Origin of the sequence: Sporolactobacillus mangiferae (assembly GCF_023336505.1) — a bacterium.
In the GTDB taxonomy this organism is placed as follows: Bacteria; Bacillota; Bacilli; order Bacillales; family Sporolactobacillaceae; genus Sporolactobacillus; species Sporolactobacillus mangiferae.
On the sequence record NZ_JAMAST010000001.1, the window covers coordinates 168,697 to 187,549 of the forward strand.

Sequence of the window (18,853 nt, forward strand, 5' to 3'; positions counted from 1 at the left end):
CTCAGACAGGCCGAAACCTGCGAGATCTCCTTTGGCCTGCGATCAGCAGGAACGCTCCGCAGGCTGTCTCACACCTCCGCTTTGATACTTGGACATGATTCAGTTTTGATTTGATATGGAGGAAAAATCATATACTTTACCTGAAAAAAAGGGCCTCAGAAGTCTGCTGACTTATGAGATACCCTAAAAAACATACGTTTTGATATTAAGTTGCGGGTAGCGAAGTCCCAGAAGCATTTTGGTTGACCTTGAGCAGGCGATTTCCGCTGATATGAGCAACGCAACAAAAGCTCAGTACCCTTTTGGAGCAGCTGCCTATCCGTTTTTTTATCGCATACCAAGCAAGGCTTTCATTCGATGGAAAAATCCGCCTTTTTCATCCAGAACCATCAAAGGCACTGTCTCACCCAAAATACGCCTGCCGATATTTCGATAGGCCTGCGAAGCCCGTGAATTCGGATCTAAGGCAATCGGTTCTCCTTTGTTGGAAGAAGAAATGACACGATCATCATCAACGACAATGCCAAGCAAATCAATCGCTAAAATATTCATGATCTCATCGATTTCCAGCATATCGCCGCTTTTCAGCAGATGCTGGCGGATACGATTGATAATCAGTCGAGGCGGTGTAACCTGCTCCTCTTGTTCCAGTAAACCAATAATGCGGTCAGCATCACGCACTGAAGAGATTTCAGGAGTGGTCACAACAATCGCATGATCTGCACCCGCAACAGCATTGCGAAAACCACGTTCGATTCCCGCCGGACAATCGATGATTACATAATCGAAGTCCGCCTTCAGCTCATCGACCATTTTCTTCATCTCAGCTGGTTTGACTGCTGTTTTATCAGTTGTCTGCGCAGCCGGGAGCATGCTCAGACACTCAAAGCGTTTATCTTTGACCAGCGCCTGATTCAGTTTGCACCGCCCTTGGGCAACATCGACAAGGTCATAGATGATCCGGTTCTCAAGCCCCATGACCACATCAAGATTGCGTAATCCAATGTCTGTATCCACAAGGCATACTTTTTTCCCCTGCAATGCAAGCACAGTGCCGATATTTGCTGACGTCGTCGTTTTCCCGACACCACCCTTGCCTGAAGTCACAACGATTGCTTCCCCCATCGTTAACACCCCTTTATCTCAATCTAACAACTTATTCAGCGTTAATGACAGATTTTGCTTCTTTAACGCGGTGTGCAATCTGTCGATCACAATTTTTCCAATCTTTTCATCCAGGTACGCACATTCAAGCAGATGATCTTCTTTCATTTCTTCGACCGCACTGTACTCATTTCGACTGATGACCTGTCCGATTTTCAGCTGTGTCGGCATCATCAGTGATGCCACAATGACCGCGCCTTTTCCGTCGTTGGCCAGTCCTGCGGAAGCTATACCGCGCAGAGCACCCAATATATAAATATTGCCAGAGGCCGAAACCTTGCCCCCAGGGTTGACATCACCGATCAGCAACAAGTCACCTTCTACTGAGAGCACCTGGCCCGAGCGAATGATTCGGGCCATTCGAATGATTCGTTCCTGCTTCTGTTTTTGAGCAATCTCTTCAAGTGACATGACGTTGGACTGAATCTCGTCCACTTTTAGACGCTCAAATGCATGAATGATGTCCCTCAGCTGTTCCCGCTGTTCTGTACTGATATAACGGTTTCCTACCTGAACCTTAACTGAGATGATCGGGCCATCCTTATATAGGTTCGTGTTTTCGGTTAATTTAACCTTGAGTTCATGCACTAAATCACGATAGGCACACGTTTCATCCATAACAAGAACGAGCCCGTCTTTTCTGCCTTTCATTGTCACCAGAGGCTGTATGACTGACATCGGGATTTTCACCTCGATATGTTTGATATTCAATGCGAGAAGGAAAAAGTCCTTCATAAATGCTGAGAAAAAACGCATTAACAATCACGGTACACTCAAAGAGAACTAACGAATTATGTATCGGCAATTTTGCGTTATTTTTCAATGGCATCAGCAATCTTTTCCAAAAGGCGTTTATATGGATAATAAAGCAATAATGTAAATAGAGCATTCAATCCGATAGTCGGCAGGAGATGATATTGAAAGAAAAATTCAATTTGCTGTTTTGCAATGCCAATCATGGAATAAATCAGATAGATTTCCGCCTGCACCATGCAAATCCCTAATGAAACAAGCAAAACAGTCATCACAGCGTTTAAATTTACCCATTTGGAGAGGGCATGCACTAAATAGACGGTCACGCCAAAACAAAACGCGTACACACCGAGAATGGACGAATAAACAATATCGGTTAAAAAACCAAATATAAGCGCGTAGCGCAAGCTCAGGCTCAGTGAACCAAAAAAGGAGGTCAGGATCAGAGCAACAAAAACAAACTCCGAAACCGGCTGCACCTTTCCCCATGCATCGCTAAAAGGCAACAAAGGCATGACCGTGCCCTGAATGAGAAAAAGAAAGAGAAGAAGAATGAAGATCTTGCTTTGCTTCAATCACCCTTCCCCCCTCCACCGGACTCCTGTGCCTGCCGGTCCAAAACAAGCACATAGTTCAGATGATTCAAATCCGCCGCGGGTTTTATCAGCGCCGTCTTTGTCAGACCATACTGATCCGTTGTCACTTGTGTAATGGTTCCAACAACCAATCCCTTTGTATATTTGCCACTCAGCCCCGATGTTGTGACTACCTGCCCTTTTGACACTTTCGCTTTAATCGGTATTTTGGCAAAAGTCAATACACCTTTACTTTGGTCATAGCCTTCAATCATTCCGAAAATCGGTGCACCCTTTTTTGGCAGGATCATTGCCGAAATCTGATTTGTATTCTGATCATCGGAAATCAGCGACACCTTACTTGTAAAGTTGCCAGCTTTGGTTACACTGCCGATCAGTCTTTTACCCGATGTGATCACCGGCATACCGTTTTTTATGCCGTTCACCTTACCTTTATCAATAGTAATCAGCTGATTCCATTGATCATATGAACGACCGATCAGAGTAGCCGAATATTTTTTGTAATCGGAAAGAGCGGGATCATTTTTCATGCCAATAAGTGCCTTGAGTTCTTTGTTCTGTGCAGCCAGATCTCTGTTTTCCTGTTCAACACTTGCATAATTTGCTAGATTTTCTTTCAGTTTTTTATTTTCCTGATAGGCACGTTCGATGTCATTGACATTCTGAAAGAAACCCGCTGCATAACGAGCGGGTACACTAACTACATATTGAAATCCGCCGATCACATCCTGAACAAATTGTTCAGTCCATGTCGATCGGTTCCCCTGTCTGAGAGAATAGCTGATTAGCGCAATCAAAATAATCAGGCTCGTCAGTAGTATAATTAATTTTTTATTTGAAAAAAATGAAGGCATACAGACACCTGCTTAATCATGAACACTTATTATTTTTTTGCAGCCTGAATTGAATTGGCTTTTGCGCGGATGAGCGGCAGATTTTCTAAAGAACGGCCGGTGCCAATAGCCACGCAATCCAATGGATTTTCCGCAACGACAACCGGCATCTTTGTTTCATCACTCAGCACACGGTCCAGATTATTCAGAAGCGCGCCGCCTCCGGTCAGCACAATCCCTCGATCCATAATATCTGCAGCAAGTTCAGGTGGCGTTTTTTCAAGTGTTACTTTCACTGCTTCAATAATCTGATTCACCGAATCATGCAGTGCTTCGGCAATTTCTTTACCCGTAATTTCAATGGTTTTCGGAAGTCCGGTCAGAAGATCCCGTCCGCGTACTTCCATTTTTTCACTTTCTATTTCTTCAGATCCGCCGGCCGAACCGATTTCAATTTTCAATGCCTCAGCTGAACGTTCGCCAATCATCAGATTGTACGTTTTCTTAACATATTGAATAATTGCCTCATCCATGTCATCCCCGGCAATTCGAATAGACTGGCTGGTGACAATGCCACCGAGCGAGATGATCGCAACTTCAGTGGTTCCGCCGCCGATGTCAACGACCATGCTTCCCGTCGGTTCCCAGACCGGAAGATCAGCACCAACCGCTGCAGCAAACGGTTCTTCAATTGTATAGGCTTCACGTGCTCCCGCCTGCTTTGTCGCATCTTCTACCGCCCGCTTTTCAACTGCCGTAATTCCCGAAGGTACGCAAACCATCACATTGGGCTTACGTGAAAATACAGAGCGCTGTTTCTGTGCCTGATCTATAAAATATTTCATCATTGTCGCAGTCGTTTCGAAATCCGCGATTACACCATTTTTCATCGGGCGAACGGCAACAATATTCCCGGGCGTGCGTCCAATCATTTTTTTTGCCGGGGTGCCTACAGCTTCAATCAGACCCGTATCCGTATGCAAAGCGACGACAGAAGGTTCTCTGACGACAACACCTTTGCCTTTGGCGTACACAAGCGTATTCGCCGTACCGAGGTCTATGCCCATATCTTTAGAAAATCCGCCAAACATCTATGTAATCTCCCTTCAAGTTGCAAAACTCATGTCCTTAATTATATCTTAATTGTCCCTGAATTTATAGGGGCTCAGCAAAATGTTGCACGCAAAATTAATTTACTGCTCACATCAGCCCCTTTTTTTTCAAACTGATAAAACGCCGGTCACCAATCACAATGTGATCAAGAACATCAACACCAAGCATTTTACCACACGAAGCAAGACGTCTGGTGACATCAACATCTTCCCGACTTGGTGTTGGATCACCGCTTGGATGATTATGGAAACAGATGATAGATGCCGCAGACTGGCGAACCGCTTCCTTAAATACTTCACGCGGATGCACGATTGAAGCGTTCAGACTGCCAACAAAAATGGTTTTCTTGTGAAGCACCTGATTCTTTGTATTTAGGAATAAAACCAGAAAATGCTCCTGTTTCAGAGCACGCATTTCCTCCATCACATAATCCGCGCCATCTTCGGGAGAGCGAATACTGTACCGCGACTCACGAGCCTTTCGTGCCATGCGCTGCCCAAGTTCAAATCCTGCGAGTAATTGAATCGCCTTTGCAGCACCAATCCCCTTAACTTGTTTTAATTCCTCAATACTCGCATCTTTCAAAAGTTCCAGACCCTCGAAGCGGCAGAGCAATCGCTCAGCCAGCTGCATCACGGATTCGTTCTTTGTTCCCGAATGCAGGAGAATGGCTAAGAGCTCTTGATTCGAAAGTGCCGATGCACCGTCACGTGCAAGCCGTTCTCGCGGCCTATCTTCCTGCGGTATATCTTTCATCCTGATATTCTTCACCATTATCGGCTCCTCCATTCTGCATAACTGAAATCCTGTTTCGTTATAGCATAGCTTGTTTTGATAATGTCTGCAGAATGGAAAATGTGAAAAACGAGCCGATTTTCTGGCCGCTGCTCATTATTTTCGACACGACGCCATGCTTTATGTCATTAAAACACAAAAAATGGCTACATTAAATTTTCATAACATTACAGATGAATCAACGCACGATAATCAACCAGGGCATTTAAAAGTTGCTGCTGAAAAGCAAAGAATTGTGAATCCGAGCTTTTCTTCGGTAATTCCCCGGCTGCCTGGCGTGCTGCTTTCACATCTTTCAAAAAAGAATCTGTTTTTACTCTTTGGGTACTTGTTATTGATTTATAAAGCTTGTCAAATGTTTTTAAAGCAGCCGTCCGCTCTCCCTGGGTGCCGCTTTTCATTTGATCAGACAGATGAAGCAGTGCAAGCAGCATTTTTTTACAGCTCAGCATGTCGCTCGCGCGTGATTGATCCTTAACTGTTTTCTGGGTAGCTTGAATCGAAATTTTCTTTTTAAACACAGTCAGATTCTTTTGTTTGAAGACATCCAGCAGTTTCGCAGCACCTTGATCCGTTGAAGAGATGCCGACGAGAATAGCCGTTCCTCCGGATACCTGCAGAGAAGATGCAGGCGCAGTGCCGCGCAATTGATCGGCAATCTGGCTTGCTTTATTTTCCGAACGATAAAGACCTGCCTGAATCGCAAATACAGATATATTTAAATCTGCTGTACGAACAGACTTTGCATTGCCGTCAGATTGCGCCGTCTGGCTTGTCCCAGTCCACGAACGGCTTGATTGCGTGTTCTGTTGACTGAAAAGCATGAGCATGGTCATTCCGATAACAAGCCCGACAACAAGTGCCGCAGCAGCGGGAAGCCAGATAAAGCGAAGTGGACGCAGCGGATCTGTAGATCTTCGAGGCGCAGAGCCAGGCCGTTCAGGTTTTTGCTCTTCAGATGCATCTGGATCAGCGAGCGGCTGCACGTGCTGCTCGTTCGGTTCACGAGCAGCTGAAAATGCCGCACTCCAGTCCAGTGTTTTTTCCCGATCAGCAGCTGTCTGTTTCTTTGTCCACTCGTCCAGCGTATATTTTCTGCCGTTAAAAGTAACCGTCACCTGGGGTTTCTTTTTGTTTCCTTCATGCACGTATGATTCCCCCTAATCCGAAGCAAGGCTAAGCTTCCGATAAGTTTAGCACAGCATGTATAAAAAAAGACAAGACATTTGTCGTCTCGTCCACAATTTTTTTCGTCTCTTTTTTACATTGAGCGCATGAAACAGATTGGCCTATTTATGCAAAACGCAGATTGTTCAGCCTGCTGAATTGCCGGTTTTACTGAATCCGCAGGTAAATTCGTTTGCATGCCGATACAAAATGAGCAAATGCCGGCAGGTATGCACCGTACTCCTGCATTAAATATAGCGCGCTACTCGATTCTTCCCCTGCTGTTTTGCTCCTTTGTACATGGCATGATCCGCATTGAAAATGAGTTCTGAGGGATCCTTTGCATCCGCGGGTGCAGTAGAAGTTCCCAGGCTGATTGTCACAAATATTTTATCGTATCGATTTTCAATTTCATTGAAGATCATAAACGGTTCAGTCGCAACAGCAAGCCGAATGGTTTCTGCAACGGCAAAACACAGATTGCGATCCATATCCGGCAGCAGAACAGTAAATTCTTCCCCCCCATACCTGGCTACGATTCCTTTCGTGCTGACAGTCTTGCGCAGCCGGTTGGCGACACCGATCAATATTGCGTTACCGTTCTGATGCCCATATGTATCATTAATGCTTTTAAAATTGTCGATATCCATCATGATAATTGAGAATACGTCCACTAATGGATTGTTATACAGTTTATTGATAGCTTTCATTAAATAACGATAATTGTACAGGTCGGTAAGTGGACAACGCTCACTCTCTTTTTTTCGGATTTCAAAATTTTTTGCATTTTCCAGACTGATCGCCAGAAAATCACCGACAATCTCAATGCCGATCCGGCTCGTTTTCGTATAAGCTCTGCTCATATGCGATGCAAGTGTCATCACGCCAATAACCTGTCCATGATGCATCATCGGTACGGACAGATAGGATCGGGCGCGGCTGTCTGATATGGCGTCCAAAAAAGGATAGAGCGTTGCTGTGCTGCCAGAGCCGATGACTGCCTTTCCCTGGCGGTAGACACTCAGACTGACATCGGCCTCCTGTTGAAAAGGAACAAACGACTCTCCCTGCTCCTTACGGAATATACGCACAAGTTTCGGGCGATCAGGGTGTGTGTACAGGACGACGTACATATAATCAACCGGAAGCATTTTCGGCATTTTTTCAAAAAGAAGATCAAAAACATGCTTTACAGAAAGGACCTCAGTCAGCTGCTGTCCGAAGCGATTGACGCTTTGCAGAAATCTGACAAGTTCCTGGCTGTAATTAATCTGCCGCATAATAACTGAAAGTGCGACCATGGGAATGGCGATCATCAGCATGCCCTCCCATCCCCTTGCCGCGTACATTAGATAGAAAGCAAGTCCAAGCGGAAGCATCAGAAAGGTGATGAGAACTTCCCACAGCGAATCTCGGTCAAAGAACCTTGCTTTAACCGGAGGATCAAGCAGCCATTTGCGAATGAGTACAAGCACTGCCGTGTTCGTTAAATAGGCAACGGTATAAAAACCGGCGATTGGCAGTAACCCAAGTTGCAGAACATTTCTTGTAATGGCGATTTTCCCACCGCCAAGAAAGTAGTAGGCCGTCCCGGAAGCAACCGATACGAGCAGAAACATCGTCAGGTTTACAGGTATCCGGTGGAGATCGGTTTTGCTGATCCGCTGTGTAAGCAAGTAAACGCAAATGCAGAACTGAGTTAATAACAGTTCCACAAACAGGCCAAAGATCAGAAAAGCCGCCAGACCAATGCCTTGCAGGACAATAATATCTGTTCCATTCACTTTAAAGCTGAAAAGGGCAGTCAGAATAAAAACAATCGCTACGGTTAATAGAGAAGAAGTTGTGATGTTGCGCGGCGGATCTGCCGCATAAACGAGAGGCAGTGAAATTATAAACGTCAAAAGCCAAGCGACAGTTATCACTCGTTGCTTTATTATGCTCAATCGCACTTCCCCCTTTTTCTCTGCTGTGCGATTACAATTAATAATCTATTATCCTATTACTATTTTACTAATAATTGTAACAAAACAAAAATAGGTTGAAAAGGTTTTTCTAAGCCTTCTCAACATTTAAGAAAATGTATCCGTTTCTATTCAAAGCGACATCTGTTAATCATGCATGTAACGGTTTAGTTCAACCCGTACACGAGAAATAAAGTAAAGCGATCCGCAGATTAAAAGCAAATCCTGATCCGTTGTTTGAGCAAGCAATTGACGGAGGGCTGTTTTCCAATTTGCTATTTTTCTTTTGCGCGGATGCAGTGAAACACTGAAAAGCACATCACTGCTGGCTGCTCTTGGGAAATCAAAGGTAGTCAGCGTCATGTCGCTCGCAATTGTTTCGATACAGCGAATCATTTTTTTGTATTCTTTGTCTTCAAGTGCCGCATAAAGCAGATGAATCGTTTTCTTGGCATAATAGCGCTGAATCGCCTGAACCAGTGCTTCTGTCCCCTGAACATTATGCGCGCCGTCAATGATGACAAGCGGGTGGTCCATGATTTTCTCAAACCGGCCAGGCCATGCGGCTTTTTTCAATGCTGAACGTATGGCATCCTCCTGAACAGTGATGCCGCAATAAGTGGCTAAATAATTAACAGCCATTAACGCTGCAGAGGCATTGTTCAGCTGATGCGTCCCGCGTAAATGGATGGTCAGATTTCGATAATGTATTGTTTTGGTATCAAAATCAAAATGCTCACCGGCTTCATCATAACCCAGCGGTCTGGTCGTAAAATCTTCATCGATCACAAAAAGTTTTGCGTTTTTCTCTGCTGCGCTCCGGCGAATCACAGCTCGTGCATCCGGATGCTCAGCTGTTGTGACAACCCCGATTCCCTGTTTAATTATTCCTGATTTTTCAAAGGCAATTTCCTTAATTGTGTCTCCAAGCAAATTCATATGATCCATCGCAACATTGGTAATGACTGAAACGAGCGGTTGGATCACATTGGTTGAATCCAGGCGTCCTCCGAGCCCGACTTCATAAATGACAAGATTGCATGGCCTGATCATGCCAAAGTAAACAAAACTGATCAAAGTGACCACCTCGAACTCAGTCAGATTGCCGAAATCCGTTTCCCGATTGACACGCTGTGCTAACGGATAGACGATATTGGCGGCTTTAATCAGGTCTCCATTGCTGATCGGTTCCCCGTTCACCATGATCCGCTCATTGAACGATGTAATATACGGGGAAATATACGTTCCAACTTGCAAACCAGATTCCTGATAGATATACCGCAGCAGGCAGACCGTTGACCCTTTCCCGTTCGTACCGCCCACATGAATGGCATGCAGCTTCCGTTCCGGGTTACCAATTTCCCGCAGCACCCACTCCATTCGCTCCAGCCCGGGCCTGATCCCGAATTTATTCAACTGATGAATCCAATCCATCGTTTCTTCAATACTTCTAAACATTATGACTGCCTCCTGTACATGCTGACAAATAATGGCGGCGAGCCAGACAGCCCCCCGCCATTGTCTTAATCAATCATCGAATATTTTTCATGCCTGCAATTCAGCGATTCTCTTTTCAAGCTTATCGCGTTTTTGGAGATAGTCCGTCTTTTTTTCGCGCTCTTTATTGACAACCGCCTCTGGTGCTTTATCAACAAATTTTGGATTGCCAAGCTTCTTATCCACGCGCGCAACTTCGGCATTCATTTTTTCAAGCTCTTTTTTCAAACGCTCAATTTCTTCTTCAATGTTGATCAATCCTGAGAGTGGCAAATAAATGTCCGCACCGGTGATAACCGATGAAATCGCCTTTTCCGGTACTTGAAGGCTCGTTCCGATGGACAGCGTTGCCGGATTGCAGAAACGCTCAATGTATTCCTGATTTGCCCGGAAAATCTTTGTTTCACGTTCAGAAGCAGTTTTTATCAGCATATCAATCGGTTTCTTTGGCGCTACGTTCATTTCTGCACGGATATTGCGCACAGAACGAATCACATTCTGCAGGACAAGCATTTCTGTTTCCGCTTCGGCATCATTCCATTCCGGGTTGACTGCTGGCCACTTGCTGTGCATAATCGTTTCACCATCATGCGGAATATGCTGCCAAATTTCCTCAGTAACAAATGGCATAATCGGATGAAGCATTTTTAAAATTTTGTCGAGCACATAGGTCAGCACGGACTTAGTTGTTCTCTTGGCATCAGCATCCTCGCTGTAAAGCGGCAATTTCGCCATTTCAATATACCAGTCGCAGAAGTCATCCCAGACAAACTGATACAAATAGTGGCCGGCTTCACCGAAATCGTAGCTTTCATAGAACGCACTGACTTTTCCAATGGTTTCATTAAGGCGCGCCAGAATCCATCGATCCGCAGCGGATTTCTCTCCGGAAAGGTCAACCTCCTCCGCAGTAAATCCTTCAAGATTCATGATCACAAAACGTGATGCATTCCAGATCTTATTGGCAAAATTCCAATTCGCTTCTACCTTCGACCATTGGAAGGTTAAATCCTGTCCCGGTGTCGTACCCGTTGCCAGTGTATAACGAAGTGCATCAGCACCATACTTCGCGATCACATCCATTGGATCAATGCCATTACCAAGTGATTTGCTCATTTTACTTCCCTGTTCATCGCGAACGAGACCGTGGATCAGCACATCACGGAACGGACTCTTGTTTGTAAATTCAGTCGATTGGAACATCATGCGTGCGACCCAGAAAAAGATAATGTCATAGCCTGTCACAAGCGCATTGGTCGGAAAATAACGTTTAAAATCTGCCGCATCCTCTTCCGGCCAGCCCATCGTCGAGAACGGCCAAAGCGCAGAGCTGAACCATGTATCGAGAACATCTTCGTCCTGTCTCCAGTTCTCAACGTCTTCAGGAGCCACCATACCCACGTATACCTCTCCGGTCTGTTTGTGATACCATGCAGGAATACGATGCCCCCACCATAATTGACGAGAAATACACCAGTCACGAATATTTTCCATCCAGTGTCTGTATGTGCCCTCAAAACGTTCCGGAACAAAATTGACTTTGTCCTTTGTTGTCTGCATTTTTAAAGATGCATCCGCCAGGGGCTTCATTTTGACAAACCACTGTGTCGAAAGAATCGGTTCGACGACAACCCCGGTACGCTCGGAATGGCCGACTGCATGAGCGTGTTCTTCCACATACGCGAGCGTACCGGAATCCTCCAGATCCTTAACAATCTGTTTGCGGCACGCATCACGATCCATGCCCTGATATTTTCCCGCATTTTTGTTCATTTTTCCTGCAAGGTCAATAACAAGAATCTGAGGGAGATGATGGCGCCTGCCTACTTCAAAGTCATTTGGATCATGGGCAGGTGTAATTTTCACAGCTCCGGTACCAAATGACTGGTCAACATAGCTGTCGGCAATAATCGGAATCTCACGACCGACAAGCGGCAGAATCGCCTTCTTGCCAACAAGTGCTTTATAGCGCTCATCATCCGGATGAACCGCAATGGCTGTATCGCCCAGCATCGTTTCCGGCCGGGTCGTGGCAATCTGAATCGAGCCTGAGCCGTCCGCGAGCGGATAATTCACATGCCACAGATGTCCGGGAATTTCTTTATAAATCACTTCAATATCGGATAAAGCGGTTCGCGCAGCCGGATCCCAGTTAATAATATAAGCGCCTCGATAAATCAGCCCTTTGTTATACAAGTCAACAAATACCTTGCGGACCGCCTTCGACAGGCCTTCGTCAAGAGTAAAACGCTCTCGGGAATAATCAAGAGACAGTCCCAGCTTGGCCCATTGTTTCCTGATAAAATTCGAATACTCCTTTTTCCATTCCCAGGCTACTTCGAGAAACTTCTCCCGTCCCAAATCGTAGCGCGATTTTCCTTCCTCGCGCAATTTCGCATCTACCTTTGCCTGTGTTGCGATACCGGCATGATCCATACCCGGCAGATAAAGCGCATCATAACCCTGCATGCGTTTAAAACGGATCAGCAAATCCTGCATTGTCGTATCCCAGGCATGGCCGAGATGCAGCTTTCCTGTAACATTTGGAGGCGGAATAACAATCGAATAAGGCTTTTTCTCAGGGTTGCCTTCCGCCTTAAAGTAATCGTGCTCAAGCCAGTATTTGTACCATTTTTCTTCGGTCTGACTTGGATCATATTTTGTCGCTAACGTTTCAGTATCCATTATGAACCGCTCCTTTGTTTCAGTTTTCTCTGTCTTCGGATCAACAAACGAAAACGCTCCCTCCGCCGCAAGGACGAAGGGAGCTTCGTGGTACCACCTATGTTCACGCGCACAAGCGCGCCTCATTCGTTTGATAACGGAAATCCGGACTTTCCTATTAGATCACAAAAAGATCGTTCAGAAAGACTGCTCAAGGGCTACTTCCACATCTGCCACTAAAGAAGCCTCTCAGCGTGTCAGCTTCTCTCTCTTCTAGCACAACAATGTGTACTGCTCCCTGTCACAGCATTTTGTTGTGACACAGAATATCTGCGTTTTTTATTATTATATATACTTCATGCACCGCTCGTCAATGCCCGTAAAAAAGCACACGCACAATCAGAACGAATCATAGTCTATAGCATAGCTAAATTGGATAGTGGTTTTGAGCCTTTAGTGATGATTTCACTTCGTTTATCATTTCTTATTAACGAGAGGAGCACTTACAGTTGTTCAAGAACAATCGATTTCAACCCTTTTTAAAAAAATGCCGGGAGGGTTTAAGCGTCGTTGTCCTGCCTCTTGCGCTCTTTCAGCTGACGCGCACTATTTTTCTGCCAACCACGCTCGATGTTCTCCTGACGGCCATTCTCTTTTTTATTTACGTCGGGTTCCTTAAGAAATGGCTATAAGCAGGTGACGCGTATCACGTTTCTGCATGTTCTTCTTCTGCGTGTCCCTCTTCACCACTCTTTTCTTTAGCCTGCCTGGCTGCTCTTATTTCATTTTCTTCATCGATCTCTTTTTTAATGGCTGTATACATGATTTGATGCGCACGGCACAGTTTCGTCCATTGTCTGACAAACCACTGTTCATTTACCTGATTGGTCGCATGCATGTACTGATCCAGCAACCGGGCATGCGCGCCGGGAAACAGCAAAAAATGGAGAAGAAAAGCTTGTTCCTCACTGCTCAGCGGACAGACAGACTGGTAGGAACGGTAGAAATCACGCCAGTTTGCCTGTTCTGGCTCAAGCATTGCCGACGCCTGCTCAAACAGCGTGGCCGTCTCAACAATAAAAAAACCGTCCTCACTGTTCTCAAAGTTAGTCAGACGGACCCGTTCGTTCTCAATCAGTAAATGGAGCGGACTCAGACGTCCATGGCAAAGCGCGTAGCGCAATGTTTTCTGCTTACCATTGTCATTTTTCTCCTGCGAAAAGAAGTTCCGCGCTCTTTGCATGTTTTCAAGATATATAAAAGCTTTGCTCAGTACAGCCTGCTCAAACGGTGATGGATAGACATGATGCTCGGCCTGATACATAAAAAGTTCCCATATCCTCTGTCTCTGAGCTAATACCCGCATCATGCCCTGATCGAGTGAAGTACAGTCAACTGCCTTGCCGCGTGTCTGCATATGAAGCTGCCCGGCTTTAACAAACAGATGGCGATATCGCTCCTGAAAATCTGAATCATCGACAGTTTCATCAAGCCAGGGCATCAGATACCAGCTGCTTCCCGAATCCTGAATCACAAGATCACCGTACTTGGATGGGAGAGGGCATACCGCATCGATCACCAATCGACGCGATAGATCATAAACTGTCTGGAGATTACGTATCTGCCGGTCATTCAGCACCTTTTCTTTTAATGCGAAAGACCCGGCGATTGTATCAATACGAGTTAATTGTCCATGAGGGGTATAGTTGTATGGTTTCAGATCATAATAAAAAAGGATGCGATTGATCTGGTTGCTGGCCGTCCGCTCCACATGCCACTCCTCCCTATCCGATGCTCATGGCTGCATCACAATCGATTCAAATACTTTAATTAATTTTATTTTTCGATCCCATATTTTTCTAAATTCCTGAATTATCAGGTCATTGTCCTGCACCCGGGATGAAGCTCCATAGTGAAGCAAACGTACCCACTCTGCTGGCTCGTACCATTCCGCTAATAGCAAATCGACCATTTCGCGATCCATTGATCCGTTTTCCCTGACCGCTTCAAATAAGCGATGCATCGACTGCTCACTGCACATCAAGCTTTTATCTAAAAAAAAAGCTGCGATTCGGCCGTATCCGTTAACTGGCCGTGACTGACCGATTTCGAAAAAAATGGTATCAAAAAGAGAAAAAAATGAATGATATGAGAAATCTTCAGGGAGCAGAAAAACAGTCGATCGTCCGTGATGAGCCTTGCGCAACCGATCAGCGGTTTCCGCACGTGCACAGGCAGAAGAGAAGCAGGCAGAAACCATGCTCCAGATTTCTGATTGTTGCACTGACTCACTATTTTTTGTCTGCTCATATAGCTGGTGCACGTAAGCATTATACGAACCCACAGGCTTTTCAGCCGGAATGCCGCGACTGTTTTGAAACAGATAATCAATAAGCTGTGCCAGCGTTTTTTCATTGCCCTCCTGCTTAAATAAAAGAGATGGTGCATCATGACAGGTCACCGACAGACGTCCGAGTCGGACCAGCGGATAACCTGCCCGGGTGACATACATACGGTCAACCAGAAATTGATCACCGGACACACGCTCACGCCACTTTAAGTGTATCTTCAATAATGCATTGTTCTCCCAGACTCGAATCTTCTTCATCCCTCGCTCTGTCTCAATCAAGAGTGGCTGGTCACTCACCACGCGTATTCGGCCAAAATTAAAATGGGCCGCAGCAGCAGATAAAACCGCTGCATGATCATCGATCATCCTGAACAGCCTTCGTACTTTTTGGGATATAAAGCAGTTCCCCAGGTTCCACTTCTGCAGAGGTGAGATCATTTTTTCGCAGCAGTGTCGTTACAGGAACATGATACCGCTCCGAGATCGTCTCAAGAGAATCACCAGTCTGAACGATACAGATTTTCAGCCTTGTTTTTTGCTCTTCGTCATTCCCTGCCAGCACCTTAGTCAGGTACAGACTTGTGGCATCCGGAGATTTTTTCTCTTCATTACCTTCTGGCTGTTCGGTTCCGGGTTCACCTGCTGGCTGGCTCGCCTGATCCTGTTCCGGGACAGGCGCCGGCTGCTGGTGCGTCGCCTGCACGCCTTCTGAACGATCTGAAAATTGCCCGCTAAAAGCAATATGCGGTGTACTGTCATCCGGCAGTTCATCAGAAGGTTTACGAAATGCCTCATATTGAAAATCATCTGCCTCTTCCCGATTCAAATGATCCGTTGGCATCTCTTCAAATACTTCTTCGGAAAGGTCAGCACCAGCAATAGGCAGTCCATCACCAAGTGTACGTTTGCTCTTAGGGTCCGATTTTGTCGCTTTCTTTGTTTCTTTGCTCTTTGCTGACTTTTCTTCTTTTTTTATAGATTTTCCTTTGGTCTCTGCTTCGGTTTGTTTTTCCTTTCCGTTTTTTGGGGCGGCAGATTTGCCCTGTTCGGTTTTCTCAGCATTTTTAGCTGGTTTTTTCTCTGCCTGATCAGACTTCTGTTCTGCTTTTTCTGTTACCGGCTTTTTTAAAGGTTTTGACGGTTTCGTTGCTTTTTCCTTTTTTACTGGTACTTCTTCGGGCTTTTCAACAACCGGTGCCTCTTTCGGCTTTTCTGTTCGGTCTTCCGAATTTTTGTTGATCAGTCCGGTAATGGCAATATCGGCCTGCAGCTGAATATGCCGGTGTTCGGTTAACTCATAATCAAAAGAGTCAATGACAACAAAGAGATTCTCCAGGTCTGGTACACGATCTGCCGGTATGGTTATATCAATTGGGAAGCGATGTTCAAGTGTGTCCGTTCCATTGCCCGTATCTATGATCTCATCAATGGTGCGAAAGGGGGCTGCACTTTCTGTGCCCGCATCTGTGCCCGAAACCTGAGCGGGTCTGTATTCACCCGTCAGACGAAGAAAGCCTTTTATACTCACGTCATTCCAATTTTCTTCAACGGTTATATCCGGTTCCAAAGCCATGGACAATATTTCTTCAGCAGGTGCGTCATCTCTGAGCCACACTGATTCATTTATTGAAAATTGCAAGCGATCATTCGAAGATTGAGACATTCCTTCCACCCTCTCATCCATTCTTAATATTGTTGTATGCGTGAAGTATGGAAATATGCCCAAACATTCGATAGACACTTGTTCCGGCAAAGATGCTCCGTTCAGCTTTAGATCACGGATTAATATTTTTCAATGAAGACCCCCTCATCCTTCTTCCAATCACAATAAAAAACATCCTTATAGCTTTTGATATGGTGCTGTCTGAGACTTTTCAGCAGCCATTCTTCATTCAACCCTGCTTCCTTCAGGTTGTCCCAGTCAACTTCACCATCATCAATCAGGGTATAAGGCAGATAGACCGCTTTTTTCGGTTGCTGCAAATCTTTTTGAGTTGGCGTATCATATTGGGATTTTCTCAGAACACTGACCGATCCGTCCGTCTCTAAAATAGCGTGCTCGACTTCCCTGACTGAGAAAACATCCTTCTGCCTTAACAGATTCTGAAGCATATCAATATCGAGCTTTTCCTTTTTCATCGCCAATTTATCCATATGTCCATGCCGAATAACAATGGTCGGACTCCCTTCAAGAAAACCGCGTGTTTTCCTGAACTTCTGGGTACACCACTCAACGATGTAGATCAGGGCTCCCCACAGTGCAATGGCAAAGAAAATGGAGCCGATCCCAATGTTCGGATCGTAGAGCGCGTTGCCGACAAATTCGCCTAATACGATTGCCGAAATAAAGTCAAAGGGTGTGACCTGTGCCAGTGTCGCTTTCCCGAGAATTTTCGTCATGAGAAAAAGCGCTGCGAAACCTAAAATAAGCTCAATTGAAATACGAACAAAATGCATAACTTGACCACCTTCGCACGAAATCATTCATTTATCTCAGGCTTATTGTCTCTCGATATGCAAAAAATATTTTGAATGAACGTACCTATGTAAAAAAATCCGGGACGAACCATTTTCATGTTCGTCCCGGACTCATTCTGATCAACATACTTTTTTGAGAATCAGCATTTACCGTTCAGACTCGGCTATTGTTTTAAAGGCATACGCCGCTGCCTGAATGGTTTTTTCAATATCTTCCATCGAGTGCCTGGTCGACAGGAACACACCTTCAAATTGAGAAGGCGGAAGTGAAATCCCCTGTTCGATCATTGTCGTAAAATAGCTTCGAAAATGGCTCAGATTTGATGATTTCGAACGTTGGTAATTGATGACGGGCTGATCAGTGAAGAAAAAGCCCATCATCGCACCAGCCTGATTTACGGTCAGAGGAATTTCGTATTGATCAGCAGCCGCTTTGTAGCCCTCTGCCAAAAGATCCGCTTTTTTACGAAATACTTTATAGTCATCCGGCGTCAGCTGGCTGAGTGTCATGTAACCGGCCGCCATGGCGATCGGGTTTCCGGACAAGGTTCCCGCCTGATAGACCGGTCCTTCCGGGGCGATCTGGCTCATAATGTCTTCGCGTCCTCCATAGGCACCGACAGGCATCCCGCCGCCAATTACTTTGCCAAGCGTCGTCAGATCAGGCATCACACCATAATACCCTTGCGCACAATGATAAGCCACTCGAAAACCGGTCATTACTTCATCAAAAATCAGCAGTGAACCATATTCATTCGTAATTTTCCGAAGCGATTTTAAAAAGCCGTTAACCGGTGGTACAACACCCATATTTCCGGCAACCGGTTCGACGATCACACAGGCAATATCATGCCCGTACTGTTTAAAAACTTCAGCAACCCGTTCTGTATCATTATACGGAACGGTCAGCGTATCCTTTGCCAATTGCGCCGGCACGCCCGGGCTGTCAGGAAGACCCAGCGTTGCAACACCCGATCCCGCTTTAATCAGCAGTGAATCCGCGCTGCCATGGTAACTGCCGTCAAATTTCACTATTTTATCCCGGCCCGTATACCCCCGGGCAAGTCGAATCGCACTCATCGTTGCTTCAGTTCCCGAATTGACAAAGCGAACCTTCTCCACAGAGGGAACACGATCAATGACAAGCTTTGCCAGCTTGGTTTCAAGAAGCGTCGGTGAGCCAAACCCGGTGCCCTTCTCTACGGTTTCTTTAATAAAATTGATGACCTGTTCATCGGCGTGCCCGAGAATCAGCGGTCCCCAGCTCAGAACATAATCAATATATTCATTTCCGTCAATATCATAAACTTTCGATCCCTTCCCGTGATCCATAAAAATAGGGCTGATGTCCACTGAAGGAAAAGATCGCACCGGACTGTTGACCCCACCCGGCATCAGTGGTTTCGCTTCTTCGTAAGCAGCAATGGATTTGGATAAATTCATACTTTCCTTCCCCTTCTTAACACATTTCAAATACAT

Annotated in this window: 16 protein-coding genes and 1 other annotated feature; of the genes, 1 reads left to right on the plus strand and 15 read right to left on the minus strand. The window is 45.5% G+C overall.

What is annotated here, in order from left to right; translation table 11 throughout:
- Nucleotides 1-327: 327 nt before the first annotated feature.
- The 10 genes from minD to M3N64_RS00945 form a co-directional block, all read right to left on the minus strand.
- Nucleotides 328-1,125: a septum site-determining protein MinD gene (gene minD / locus M3N64_RS00900; RefSeq protein WP_249095587.1), complete on the minus strand. Its 798-nt coding sequence runs from the start codon at nt 1,123-1,125 to the stop codon at nt 328-330.
- Between the two features lie 18 nt (nt 1,126-1,143).
- Nucleotides 1,144-1,842, minus strand: coding sequence for a septum site-determining protein MinC (gene minC, locus M3N64_RS00905; protein ID WP_249095589.1), 699 nt, complete (start codon nt 1,840-1,842; stop codon nt 1,144-1,146).
- Nucleotides 1,843-1,976: 134 nt separating this feature from the next.
- Nucleotides 1,977-2,492 (minus strand): rod shape-determining protein MreD, encoded by a 516-nt coding sequence (mreD, locus tag M3N64_RS00910; protein WP_249095592.1) that lies wholly within the window; start codon nt 2,490-2,492, stop codon nt 1,977-1,979.
- Nucleotides 2,489-3,367, minus strand: coding sequence for a rod shape-determining protein MreC (mreC, locus tag M3N64_RS00915; protein ID WP_249095595.1), 879 nt, complete (start codon nt 3,365-3,367; stop codon nt 2,489-2,491). Before mreC ends, mreD begins: the two co-directional genes overlap by 4 nt.
- 29 nt (nt 3,368-3,396) lie before the next feature.
- Nucleotides 3,397-4,437: a rod shape-determining protein gene (locus tag M3N64_RS00920; RefSeq protein WP_249095598.1), complete on the minus strand. Its 1,041-nt coding sequence runs from the start codon at nt 4,435-4,437 to the stop codon at nt 3,397-3,399.
- 109 nt (nt 4,438-4,546) lie between these two features.
- Nucleotides 4,547-5,233, minus strand: coding sequence for a RadC family protein (radC, locus tag M3N64_RS00925; RefSeq protein ID WP_283163247.1), 687 nt, complete (start codon nt 5,231-5,233; stop codon nt 4,547-4,549).
- A gap of 188 nt (nt 5,234-5,421) precedes the next feature.
- Nucleotides 5,422-6,402: a hypothetical protein gene (locus tag M3N64_RS00930; RefSeq protein WP_249095601.1), complete on the minus strand. Its 981-nt coding sequence runs from the start codon at nt 6,400-6,402 to the stop codon at nt 5,422-5,424.
- A 267-nt stretch (nt 6,403-6,669) separates the two neighbouring features.
- Nucleotides 6,670-8,367 (minus strand): GGDEF domain-containing protein, encoded by a 1,698-nt coding sequence (locus M3N64_RS00935; RefSeq protein ID WP_249095605.1) that lies wholly within the window; start codon nt 8,365-8,367, stop codon nt 6,670-6,672.
- A gap of 165 nt (nt 8,368-8,532) precedes the next feature.
- Nucleotides 8,533-9,843, minus strand: coding sequence for a bifunctional folylpolyglutamate synthase/dihydrofolate synthase (locus M3N64_RS00940; RefSeq protein WP_249095607.1), 1,311 nt, complete (start codon nt 9,841-9,843; stop codon nt 8,533-8,535).
- An 87-nt stretch (nt 9,844-9,930) separates the two neighbouring features.
- Complete coding sequence (locus M3N64_RS00945; protein WP_283163248.1) at nt 9,931-12,567, minus strand: valine--tRNA ligase; 2,637 nt, start codon at nt 12,565-12,567, stop codon at nt 9,931-9,933.
- A gap of 66 nt (nt 12,568-12,633) precedes the next feature.
- Nucleotides 12,634-12,860: a binding site (T-box leader), on the minus strand.
- 195 nt (nt 12,861-13,055) lie between these two features.
- Between M3N64_RS00945 and M3N64_RS00950 the strand changes: the two genes are divergently transcribed.
- Nucleotides 13,056-13,238: a YszA family small membrane protein gene (locus M3N64_RS00950; RefSeq protein WP_249095610.1), complete on the plus strand. Its 183-nt coding sequence runs from the start codon at nt 13,056-13,058 to the stop codon at nt 13,236-13,238.
- Between the two features lie 14 nt (nt 13,239-13,252).
- Here the strand turns inward: M3N64_RS00950 and M3N64_RS00955 are convergent, their stop codons facing one another.
- The 5 genes from M3N64_RS00955 to hemL all read right to left on the minus strand — a co-directional run bounded on the left by M3N64_RS00955 (nt 13,253) and on the right by hemL (nt 18,817).
- Nucleotides 13,253-14,317: a protein kinase family protein gene (locus tag M3N64_RS00955; RefSeq protein WP_249095612.1), complete on the minus strand. Its 1,065-nt coding sequence runs from the start codon at nt 14,315-14,317 to the stop codon at nt 13,253-13,255.
- A 24-nt stretch (nt 14,318-14,341) separates the two neighbouring features.
- Nucleotides 14,342-15,262 (minus strand): hypothetical protein, encoded by a 921-nt coding sequence (locus tag M3N64_RS00960; protein WP_249095614.1) that lies wholly within the window; start codon nt 15,260-15,262, stop codon nt 14,342-14,344.
- Nucleotides 15,252-16,559 carry a LysM peptidoglycan-binding domain-containing protein gene (locus M3N64_RS00965; RefSeq protein ID WP_249095617.1) on the minus strand — a complete coding sequence of 436 codons (1,308 nt, stop codon included), beginning with the start codon at nt 16,557-16,559 and terminating at the stop codon, nt 15,252-15,254. Before M3N64_RS00965 ends, M3N64_RS00960 begins: the two co-directional genes overlap by 11 nt.
- A 119-nt stretch (nt 16,560-16,678) precedes the next feature.
- A complete protein-coding gene (locus tag M3N64_RS00970; protein WP_249095622.1) occupies nt 16,679-17,353 on the minus strand; it encodes a YetF domain-containing protein in 675 nt (224 codons plus the stop codon).
- A 168-nt stretch (nt 17,354-17,521) separates the two neighbouring features.
- The gene (hemL, locus tag M3N64_RS00975; RefSeq protein WP_249095623.1) at nt 17,522-18,817 is read right to left on the minus strand and encodes a glutamate-1-semialdehyde 2,1-aminomutase; all 1,296 of its coding nucleotides are present in this window, start codon (nt 18,815-18,817) and stop codon (nt 17,522-17,524) included.
- Nucleotides 18,818-18,853: the final 36 nt, after the last annotated feature.

Excerpts from the sequence above, each read along its gene's own strand:
- minD (WP_249095587.1), bottom strand. The coding sequence starts at position 1,125 with ATGGGGGAAGCAATCGTTGTGACTTCAGGCAAGGGTGGTGTCGGGAAA.
- minC (WP_249095589.1), bottom strand. The coding sequence starts at position 1,842 with ATGTCAGTCATACAGCCTCTGGTGACAATGAAAGGCAGAAAAGACGGG.
- mreC (WP_249095595.1), bottom strand. The coding sequence starts at position 3,367 with ATGCCTTCATTTTTTTCAAATAAAAAATTAATTATACTACTGACGAGC.
- M3N64_RS00920 (WP_249095598.1), bottom strand. The coding sequence starts at position 4,437 with ATGTTTGGCGGATTTTCTAAAGATATGGGCATAGACCTCGGTACGGCG.
- radC (WP_283163247.1), bottom strand. The coding sequence starts at position 5,233 with ATGGTGAAGAATATCAGGATGAAAGATATACCGCAGGAAGATAGGCCG.
- M3N64_RS00940 (WP_249095607.1), bottom strand. The coding sequence starts at position 9,843 with ATGTTTAGAAGTATTGAAGAAACGATGGATTGGATTCATCAGTTGAAT.
- M3N64_RS00945 (WP_283163248.1), bottom strand. The coding sequence starts at position 12,567 with ATGGATACTGAAACGTTAGCGACAAAATATGATCCAAGTCAGACCGAA.
- M3N64_RS00960 (WP_249095614.1), bottom strand. The coding sequence starts at position 15,262 with ATGATCGATGATCATGCAGCGGTTTTATCTGCTGCTGCGGCCCATTTT.
- M3N64_RS00965 (WP_249095617.1), bottom strand. The coding sequence starts at position 16,559 with ATGTCTCAATCTTCGAATGATCGCTTGCAATTTTCAATAAATGAATCA.
- M3N64_RS00970 (WP_249095622.1), bottom strand. The coding sequence starts at position 17,353 with ATGCATTTTGTTCGTATTTCAATTGAGCTTATTTTAGGTTTCGCAGCG.
- hemL (WP_249095623.1), bottom strand. The coding sequence starts at position 18,817 with ATGAATTTATCCAAATCCATTGCTGCTTACGAAGAAGCGAAACCACTG.